Source organism: Clostridium sp., from assembly GCF_021443865.1.
GTDB lineage: Bacteria > Bacillota > Clostridia > Clostridiales > Clostridiaceae > Clostridium.
In genome coordinates this window covers 1-10,951 of the sequence record NZ_JABUTB010000069.1, presented here as the reverse complement: position 1 = coordinate 10,951, position 10,951 = coordinate 1, and the positions used below count along the sequence as shown (strand labels likewise).

Here is a 10,951-nt window from a genome sequence, read left to right as displayed (position 1 = left end):
TCTTCTACTACTTCAAAATGATCTAAGTGTATTGCTATTGGAATATTATATTTTTCTGCTGCTACCTCTGCCATAGCAACTATAAATTCTCCGCCTGCATATGAAATAGTTGATGGAGTTCCAGCTAATATTACTGGTGATTTTAATTCTGCTGCTGTTTCTACAACTACTTCTAATGTTTCTAAGTTATGAATATTAAAAGCTGGCACAGCATATCCTTCTCTTTGTGCTTTCATTAGCATTTCTCTTGTTGATACTATTTTCATAATCCTTCACTCCTCTTATTTCTTTCTATATATTTAATATAAAATTATTTTATTTAATACCCTTTTAAAATGAATATTTAAGTTTAAATTTTTATAATTGGTAATTATAAAGTATAAGATAATTTTAGTTTGTCTCATAACTTGTAATGTTGTCATTACCAGTTCTTTTAAAAAATTTTATTTTTTAGTTATTATTTAATTTTACCCTATATTTAAACTTATCTCCTCTAGCTACACTAACAGTATACTCTATTACAGATTCATTTTCATAAGTTAATCTCTCAATCTTCAGACTTGGAGCCCCTTCATTAATATCTAAATAACTACTTTCCAACTTATTAGTTAATATAGGCTCAAATATTTCCTCTGCTGATGTTAACTTTGCATGAAATTCTTTTATTAATATATCATACATAGGCTTCTCTTCTAGTTGCTCTCTTTTAATACCCTTAAATCTATTTAATGGAAGATATGTTGTTTCATATAACATTGGAATTCCATCTGCCATTCTGATTCTTGATATTTTATAAAGTAAATCATGGCTAGTAATTCTAAATATAGAAGCAATCTTATCACCAGCTTGAACAATTTCAAACCCAGTAACTTCAGATTCAGGCTTTTTACCTAACTTTTTCATTTCTTCTGTAAATGAATAAAAAGAAATTAAATCCTGATTCATCCTTTTAGGTGATACAAAAGTACCTTTTCCATGTAACTTATATATATATCCCTCTTTTTCAAGTTCGTCCATAGCCTGTCTAACAGTAGTTCTGCTGACATCATAAGTTTCACAAATCTCTCTTTCAGAAAGAATCTGTTCATTTTCTTCTAAAGTGTTTTCTATCATATCTATTAAAATATTCATAAGTTGTAAGTATAATGGTATTCTAGAGGTTTTATCTATAGTCGTCATTTAATTCCTCCATTGCGTATATTACCTTTTTCATATTTATATTTAAATTATATCATATTTATAAGATAATAAAAGCATTAATATGTATGTCTCATTATAAAATCAAATAAGATTTTTGCCTATATTAAGCTATAATTGTAAATAATATCCACCTATGATAACCTATATTTTACTTGTTTATATAACTTTCTATTTATTAATATAAGTATCTTTATTGTAATAAAACAATAATTTTTCATCTGTTTGTTTATACTTTTTAACATACTTTGAGATTAAAATTTCCCTTAAACTTTATCTACTTCTAATATGAATTTATAAAATAAAACTCCTAATTACCTTAATAAGATAATATGATGATTATCTTATTAAGGGTAATAGGATATTTTTCACTTAGAATTTATTAATTTTGTTTCTTCTTTTTCATAATAGAAATACCTAATAATGAAGTTATTGTTCCAGCTAATACTACTAAACTAGATGGAGTTCCTCCTGTACTTGGCAACTTTCCACCATTGTTGCTACCTCCATTATTACTTCCTCCATTATTACTACCGCCATTATTTCCGCCACCATTGTTACTACCGCCATTATTGCCACCATTATTTCCGCCACCATTGTTACTACCGCCATTATTGCCACCACCATTGTTGCCATCATTATTACCTTGAGCTAATTCTAAACCAAATAAAGCAATTTCCAACTCTTTTGTTGAATTATCTACATCCTCTTGAGTTGCTTCATTATTGTTTAAAATATCTTTAGCCATAGATAACTTATTACTTAGGTTTGTAACACTTGCTTTTGTATATTTAGAGGTATCTATTGCTTCTGCCTTATTTATTAGATCTTCAAGTAAAGATTTATCAGGTATTAGTCTTAAATCAAGATAAGCTCTTATTAGCTTGTTATATGCTTCATTTACTTGATCTTCTGTAGCATCTTTATTACTTAAAACAGCTTTAGCTTCATCTAATATTTCTTTAAATTTACTAACTGTTCCTGGTGTGTACTTAGATAAATCTATATTTGATTCATATTCTTTTACTAATTCCTCAAGCTTAGTTTTATCAGATACTAGCTCTAATTCAGTGAAGACCTTGTTTAAATCTTCTCTAGCTTTAACAACTTCTTCTTCCATTGCATTTTCATCAAATATTACTGCATTTGCTTTTTCAAGTTCAGCTTGTAAAGCCGCCCAAGTTGCAGAAGTATATTTACTCTCATCTAATGCATTGATTATCTCAACAAGGCTTATAAGTTCTGACTTATCTCCCTTCTTAAAATCAAGCATATGAATTGCTTTTACTAATCTAGCTGTTGCACTATCAACTTGAGCTTCAGTAGCATTTTCATCGGCTAAAACATCTTTAGCTTCTTTTAGTGCTGCTTCAAACTCATAAACTACTGCTGGAATAACATTTTCTAAAGCACCATTGGCTTTTGCATTTTGAGCATATTCTATAACCATTGCTATTACTAATTTATCAACTTCTTCATTATTATCATCTTTTTCAACAAGGTTATTAATTGCATCGCTTAAAATATTTATAGCTTCATCAACTTGTTCTTGAGTTGCTGATTCATCTGATAATATACCTTTAGCTGCATTAAGTGCCACTTTAAGTGCTTCAAAACTTTCAATTGTATAATCAGCTTCAACTAAAGCTTCTGCTTCACTAATTTTATTTATCAAGTTAGATTTATCTGCATCTATATTTCCATAGAATCTAAGTTCAGCAACACTAGCATACTTATTACGAGTATCCCCTAAAGACTTTAATGCAGTAAATCTAACATATTGAGCTTTAGTAGAATTGAAACGTATAGGATTATAGTCTAAGCTTTCTAAGCCTGAACCATCAGCTTTTTCCTTAAAAGTACCCGTTCTTACTGATGTCCAATTTTCATTATCTAAACTAGTTTCAATTAAATACTCAGTTATATGACCATTTCTGCTATTTTGTCTTGGTAAATAATCAATTTGGTTAAGATTATATTCTTTATCCAATTTAACTACTATTGAAACTGGTAACTTATCACTAGCCCCATATGCTGAATGCCATATTGTATTTTCATCTCCGTCAACAGCATTTGCCATAAAGTCACTATCTGCTTCGGTAGTTGCAAATATAGCTTCTAATTTACTAAAATCAATTCTATCAGCTTCAATTGTATCACGTTCTTTTAATGCATTTATTGCTGTTCTTATTGACATAATTGGAGCATTTAATTCAGATTCTGTCTTAGCACTTTCTAATACTTCTTCAGCATTTTTAATAGCCTTTAATAAATCTCCATAGCTTTCTTCTGTATAAATTTCTCTATATTTTTCATATGACTTAGCTGTTTCTATACTATTAATTAGGCTTGATTTATCAAATCCATCAACTACAGTAACTTCATGCTCAACATTCAAACTTCCATCAGCAGTTGTAGCCACAATTTTTGTAGTACCTGGATTAACTCCTCTTAAATAATAATTTACTGAGTTTTCATTATCTACACGAATAACTTTTACTATTTCTTCATTTTCTGAAGTAATCTTATAGTATAAATTATTTGCAGTTTCAGGTAACACTTTTGCATATATAGGTGTTAATTTATTTGCATATATACTACTTGGTGTATTTTCTAAAAATTCTATTGATGATGGTGCTTGAAGTTTTTCTTCATAGAATTCTATTTCGTTTATTGCTAAAGTATTATTATCCTTATGACTTTCTAATGCTGTAATTACAATCTTATCAAAAACTTGATTATTTAATTCATATATAGTTTTTGCAGTTGTAATATTAGACTTTTCACCTAAATCAGTTGCAACACCATTTAAATAACCTACAGCTTTTACCTTTTTCATTGCTGAAATATTAATTGTTCCACTAGAATTCATACGATTATAAATTGTAAAATTGTTTAATTTCTTTGGTGAATTAAAAGTAAATGTCATTTCAAAAGGAAGTGTACCCTTGTCTGCTTGATCTGGAGTGTACACCCACTTTAAGTCCATACGAGAAGAATCATCACTACTTGTAGTTCCATCAATTAACTTATTTAATCCCATACCTGATTGTAATTGTGATTCATCGCCAGTTACGGTAATATTTTGTCTTTCAACCTTTCCTAAGGAAGCTTGGTCTTCTGGTAATGGAGCATCAGGATTAGTAATTTTAGCAATTGCATTTTTAGAATTTAAATTACTATCAACTATTAATGCATTAGTTGCTACTAAATCAAAGTTTAAATCTACCTTTGCTTTTAAAGTAATTCTTGCAACTGTGTCTGTTCCATTAACTCTTGATTTATTTCCTATATTTGTAAATATAACATAAAGATCTTCTTCACCATTACTGTGTAATCTAGTTTTGGACAAATTCATCATAGAATTTGTTGCTACTGTACCTTCTGTTTTAATAACTTCGTATTTACTTGAATCTATAGGTATTTCTAAATTAAATGAATTAACATCTGATAATCCAGTTCCCACAACATCAACAGTAAAGGTTTCATTTAATGAAATATTTGTTTTACTTGGAACAAGCATAAGCTCTCCAGAAACTTTTCCACCTTGTGTAGGTACTATTCCACCTTCTAATTTACTTGCAACATAAGAAATATCATAAGCATCAATAAGTTCATTAAAGTTTAAATCTGCCATTGATACATATTCCCAATCTGCATCTACAGGAGTTAATCCTGTATAGTTTTGAAGGAAGGTTAAATCTCCTTCTTCTATGCTTCCACTATTATTCCAGTCACCGACTACTTGACCATTACTTCCGTCTACCTTATATGGTCTAAATTCTCTCATAGCTAAGAAATTACCAACAGATGCCTTTGTTACAAACTTGAAATAACGTGCTTTAATTGGTGTATTGAAATCTATAGTTTTTAATTGTCCATCAGTAGCCCATGAAGGATTTCCTGAATCTGCTGTATTTGTAAATACCTTTTGATAGTTTATTCCATCTATACTACTATATATTTCTGCTCTGCTTACAGAACCATTACCACTAGCTCTAAATAATAAATCTAATTTTTCAATTTGATAAGCTTTTTGCATATCAATTATAAATGGCTTATCTATTGCATTTCCTGCAGAATGGAATTGAGAATTATCATCTCCATCTATAGCCTTAGCTGGAACATCACTACTATAATTCCCTTCAGTCCATTTAACTGTCATTCCATTAGGAACATTACGATATGGATCTAAAGCTGTTTTAACAATTAATTTGTCACTCCAATTAGAATAACCATCTTTATTTACACTACGAATACGATAAGTATACTCAGTATCAAAGTTTAAATTATTATTGATATATTCAGTTGATTGAATATTTTTGTTTATAATTCCATCAATTTCAATCTCATAGGATTCAGCATCATCTACTTTATCCCAATTTAAAGTAATTGAGCTTGGAGTTATTAAATTTTCTGGTGCTGTAAAGTTTGAAGGTGTACTTAAGTTCTCATTAAGTACATTTTTAGAAATATCTTGAGTATTTATAAAATCATTAATAGTTAATTCTACTTCATTTACCTTTACATTTGTTGCTTCTGATTTTACATAAAGCTTAGGAGTTGTATTAATTTCTACATCTGCAAATTCTGAATCCTTTGTAGAATATTTATTAAGATTTGGTTTTGCATCATAGAAGTATACATTTGTTCCATTTTCAAATTCTTCTAAGGATTTTGCCTCCTTTAATTGAACATTTTCACTTCCAATTTTTAATGATAAATCTTGTGGCTTTTCACTAACATTTACTATAAATTCTGTTGTTCTATCTGTAACAATTCCTTTATAATCTCCCTCTAGTAATGCCGCTTTAATTATAGCCTTACCCTTACCAGTTTTAGGTGCAGATGAAGTTATCATTGTTTTTGCTGATTTTCCATCTTTATAGTCTGTAGTTAAACCATCATCTTCATATATTTCAAAAGATGTTTCTCCGCTAGGATAAACTTCAATTACTCTTTGTGAATGGTCTATATCTTCTGGTGTATTATTAGAATTGTTCATAGGAATAATAGCTCCATTTTTCACAAATAGCGGTAATTTCCACATAGGTGCATCAAAATTATTCAGAACTCCGCCACCTCTGTATTGATTTCCTGTAAAGTAATCAATCCATATTTGATCTTCATCTGGAAGATATATATCATTACGAATATCATTTCCCTTAGAATCAGCAGCAGTATTTTGATATACAGGTGCTACTAAGAAGTTTGGTCCCCACATATATTGATATTGAGTACTTGTTCCGTAAGTATATGAATTAGGATATTCTAACATCATAGCACGTACCATTGGAGTACCTTCATTTGTTGCTTCATTAGCAATAGTATAATTATATGCCATCATTTCAGACTTTAATTTTAAATACATACGGTTAATTGAATTATAAGGTTCTCCAAATATATATGGTTTTTTCGCATAGCTTCCCCAACCATCCATATCTATTTCTATAGGGGTAAATGATTTCCATTGAACATCACGAGTTTGTATTAAATTATTTCCTCCAAATATTCCATCTATGTCTGACCCTACATTAGGTTGTCCTGATAATCCTGAGCCAATATAAGTTGGAATATGGAAACGAATATATTCCCAATTTCCTCCATACTGATCTCCAGACCATATTCCTGCATAACGTTGAGTTCCAGCCCATCCGTCTAGAGATATTATAAATGGTCTAGCACTATCTTTTGAATTATTAATTATTCCTTCTGCTGCTTGTCTTACAGCATTAAGAGCAAAGGAATATCCCGGTCCTACCCATGCAACATCTGTTTTAACTGCGTTTGTTCCAGCAATACCAACTTCCTTATCTATATCACGTTGTAGATAAGCTGGTCCTGTTCCAGTTGGTTTTAAATCACTTTGTGTCCAAAGGCCTACTTGTATACCTTTACTTCTTGAATAATCAACAAATTCCTTTAATATAGCTATGTTACCATCAATAGTGTCTGCACGCCCATATCCAGCACCATATCCATCATTAGGTAAAAACCAGCCCAATGGCATATCATGATCAATATGTTCATCTATAACTTTTTTAGCATCTACCATTAATGTTTCTTGACGATCAAAACCTGGTTTTGGAGTTTGTGATTCTTGTCCAGTTTCATCATTTATCCAATCACGAGCATAAGCATTTGCATGTCCTAGATAAAATGCATACTCTGGTAGCAATACAGGTTTACCAGTTAAATCAGTAAACTTATTGATAATATTCGCTGGAGTTTCACCTACAAAATAATAGGCATCAAAGCGTCTTTCTTCATGTTTTGTAATTACTTTTCCATTTTCACTTGAACTAAAATCATATTGCCCCGGTTTAAAAGTATGACGCATTACACCATAACCATTTGTTGAAAAATAAAATGGTGTTGGACTTGAAACTCCTCCATCAACCCAGTTATTCTCATTTTTAATATTTATTACTTTTCCTTTATGTGAAAAACGACCATTTTGTTGTCCACCACCATAAAAATATTCTTCTTCAGAAGCTTCTAAGGTTTGAACAGTAGAATTATCATTATATTTTAAAGGTTCTGCTTCTTTCCAAATTGTTTTATTTGTTTTCTTATTGAAAAGCTCCATTTTACCAGTTTCTTTTTCTACTCTTAATTCAATAGTATCAGTTGATACCTTTATAACACTTCCATCTTCTACAACTGGTACTACCTTACTATAATTATCTTCTGTTTTATCAATGATTTTTGTTGTATGATCTTTTGAATTTGGAGTTGGGTCTTCTTGAAATTTACCTTGTGGATCCATATATATTCTAAATACGTCATTTTCTAAGAATGATACTCTAACTTTTTCTCCAGTAGTCATTTCAAAAATAACTTTATTTTCTGATTGAGTATAGCCTTCAACTGCGCCAATAGCATAATATCCATCTGATAATATTGTTGTAGATATATTTTCTACACTTAAATTACCTATTGAGTATTCATAAGCTGATACCCTTTGAATCATAAGACTAGATGTAAAAGAAGTAGTCAATGCAAGTGCAATTAATTTTGTTATTAATGCCTTTCTTTTCATAATTTCCTCCCTCATTCCTATTACTTTAACTTATACTTATTGATCAAAATTAACTTTATAATACACTTATAGTAATTTTTCATATTATTTTACTACTTTATCCTTAGATCCGTATAAAGTTTCATCATTAATATTAGAGTAGAGCTATTACTTATTTTCTTAAATAACTTCTATAATAAGTAATTTGTAAGAGTATTTTCAATTGTTAATATTTAATATAGTATCACCTCTTTCTTAATTATAAAAAACTAACTGTTAATGTTGTCATTACCAGTTATGTTAAATTTTTTTATTTATATAAATAAAAAATTCCATTTCCTCTGTTAGTATTATAAGTTGCTATATAAAGGTTATGTATTTCATCTAATATGCTTAAAGTTAAGAATATAAATTAAAAGTCTGTAGTATTGCATTAATAGTGTAAGAATTCTTATTAAATCACAAGCACAGACTTTCATTATTATTTTTCTTTTATATTAATTAACTCTATAGCTTTGAAGTTTTTAAATTCTAACTAAAGTAGTATTTCGCATTTAATAGTAATAATTAACAACTACCAAATTAATATATAATTATTTTTTTAATCTAACTTAAATATTATTATACATAAATTTTCTTTTGTGATATTTGCACTTTTATATAATGTTATTATATATTTTACCACTCTTTAAAATTATCGTTATTATGTATTTAATATTTATTACTTATAATAGTAGAATAATAGATGTAATAAATTCACCTATTTAAGATTAATTTCATTCATCATAATACCTATATTATCTATATTTTATTAAAATTATAGGTTATTAAAATCATATCTTAACAAAATAATTTCCTTATTATAAAATTTGTTAAAAACAATAAACTAATAACCAAAAAGTATAAAAATTATTAGTTATATAAATTAACTTCCATTATTATATTTTCAAAAAAAATAGAAACTTATTTCTTTAAGTTTCTTAAAATAAAATAATATAAGTATTTAGTTTTTATTTATTATTTCTAAATAATTTTGTTGAAATAAACCAATAACATATGGTACTAAAGAGAGCAGTAATTAATGTAGCCTTTAGCTTATATTCATTAAATATAAATTCACTTATTATACTATATATAAGTCCGCACATTATAAACATCAATATACAACCCCATAAATTAGAGGTTAATTCCTTACTATCATTTATATAGTCTATTTCTTTCTTTGTTAGCTCCTTACCTCCATATTTATTAGATAGGGCTTTATTTCTTAAAAATGATGTTATATTTCTACTTATTTGTGCTGATATTAATATTTCTATGGATACTAAAAAAGAGGTAATTAGTATATCTTGGAAATACATTTGTATTCCTTTAATTTTAGTCATAACTTTTAAATATAGAACTATTAACAAACATAATATAGGAATTATATATAGAAAATATTTAATTTTATGCATTAATTTTTCATATGTATTTTTTCTTTCATTTATCCACACAAAAACAACTAATAATCCACATATTAAAATCATTAGTAGATATAACTTTAAATCAATAATCCTCATACCATCACCAATTTATATTATATCATTTTTATAAAATTATTAAAAATGAATAAACTGTTAAATATTTCAAATGATACAATACATAACAGTTTATCACTTTCTTATTGAAATTTTAATTTAATATTTCTACTACATTATTAGGAACTGTATTACCACCTAAGGTATATGCAAGTAATGCCGCACCCTTCCATGGATCTAAAGCTGGTTCTTGTAAATAACATTTCAATCCTGATTCCTTAATCATTTCCTTTAATGGATTTAATACATGGCTTCCTGCTTTAAATACTCCACCTGTATATGAAACTACAAACTCATCATTAAAATTCAGTTCTTTAGCTATAGCCTTTATATGTTCAAATATTGACTCTGCTGCATCTTTAAATATTTTCTTGCAGGTTGGACATCCTGCCTCTGCTGATAAGAAGCATATAGTTGAAAACTTTGCTAATTCTGTTCTATTGAACTTTAACTTATTAAATGCTATATCAACGATTTCATATTTATAAGTAACTCCATACTCTTTTTCTAAAATATCAACTAATACTGTTTTTTCTTTTCTTCCATCCTTTTGCTTAGTGTACTCATTAATAGTTTTTAGAGCTATCCAATAAGCACTTCCATCATCACCTATTCCTGGTCCAAAGCCTCCACATCTAGCTAATTTCCCTTCTGCACTTCTTCCATAAGCTATACTTCCTGTTCCTGCAACTATATTAACTCCTGGCATACAGGCAGTACCACCTGCCCACCCATTAACAGCATCATTATCTATTGAATATGGAACTTCCATAATATCCTTAAAGGCTTTATCTATTTTTTCCATATCCTCTATACTTTCTCCATAGCCTGGAACCCCTGCAAATACATAACCAATATCCTTTATGCTTATATTAGCTTCCTTGCAAAGCTTTGCAAGATTTTCTGTTATTTGAGTTTTAATACCATCAATTCCAACTTGATGAATATGAATAGTTGAACCCTCAACTTCTGCTACAGTTTTTAAATTATTATCAACCAATAGGTACTTTGTCTTAGTTCCGCCTCCATCAATTCCTAAATAATACATATTGTTACCCCCTGTATTTATAGTATTACGGATATTCTTATTATTGCATTTATTACTATATAGAAACTATGATTATTTATTCCTTATTATTGAAAATCCAATAAC

The 10,951-nt window shown here is 28.5% G+C and carries 5 protein-coding genes; all 5 read right to left on the bottom strand.

Going from position 1 to position 10,951, the window contains the following annotated elements; all coding sequences use genetic code 11:
- Positions 1-269 (bottom strand): class II fructose-bisphosphate aldolase (locus tag HUJ77_RS11805; protein WP_291708876.1); only part of this gene is annotated, 269 nt, incomplete at its 3' end.
- 181 nt (positions 270-450) lie between these two features.
- Positions 451-1,179, bottom strand: a complete 729-nt coding sequence (locus HUJ77_RS11800; protein WP_291708874.1) for a GntR family transcriptional regulator — start codon at positions 1,177-1,179, stop codon at positions 451-453.
- Between the two features lie 400 nt (positions 1,180-1,579).
- On the bottom strand, positions 1,580-8,239 hold the full coding sequence (locus HUJ77_RS11795; protein WP_291708872.1) for a discoidin domain-containing protein: 6,660 nt from the start codon (positions 8,237-8,239) through the stop codon (positions 1,580-1,582).
- Between the two features lie 989 nt (positions 8,240-9,228).
- A complete protein-coding gene (locus HUJ77_RS11790; RefSeq protein ID WP_291708870.1) occupies positions 9,229-9,780 on the bottom strand; it encodes a hypothetical protein in 552 nt (183 codons plus the stop codon).
- 112 nt (positions 9,781-9,892) lie between these two features.
- Positions 9,893-10,846, bottom strand: a complete 954-nt coding sequence (locus HUJ77_RS11785; RefSeq protein WP_291708868.1) for a BadF/BadG/BcrA/BcrD ATPase family protein — start codon at positions 10,844-10,846, stop codon at positions 9,893-9,895.
- Positions 10,847-10,951: the final 105 nt, after the last annotated feature.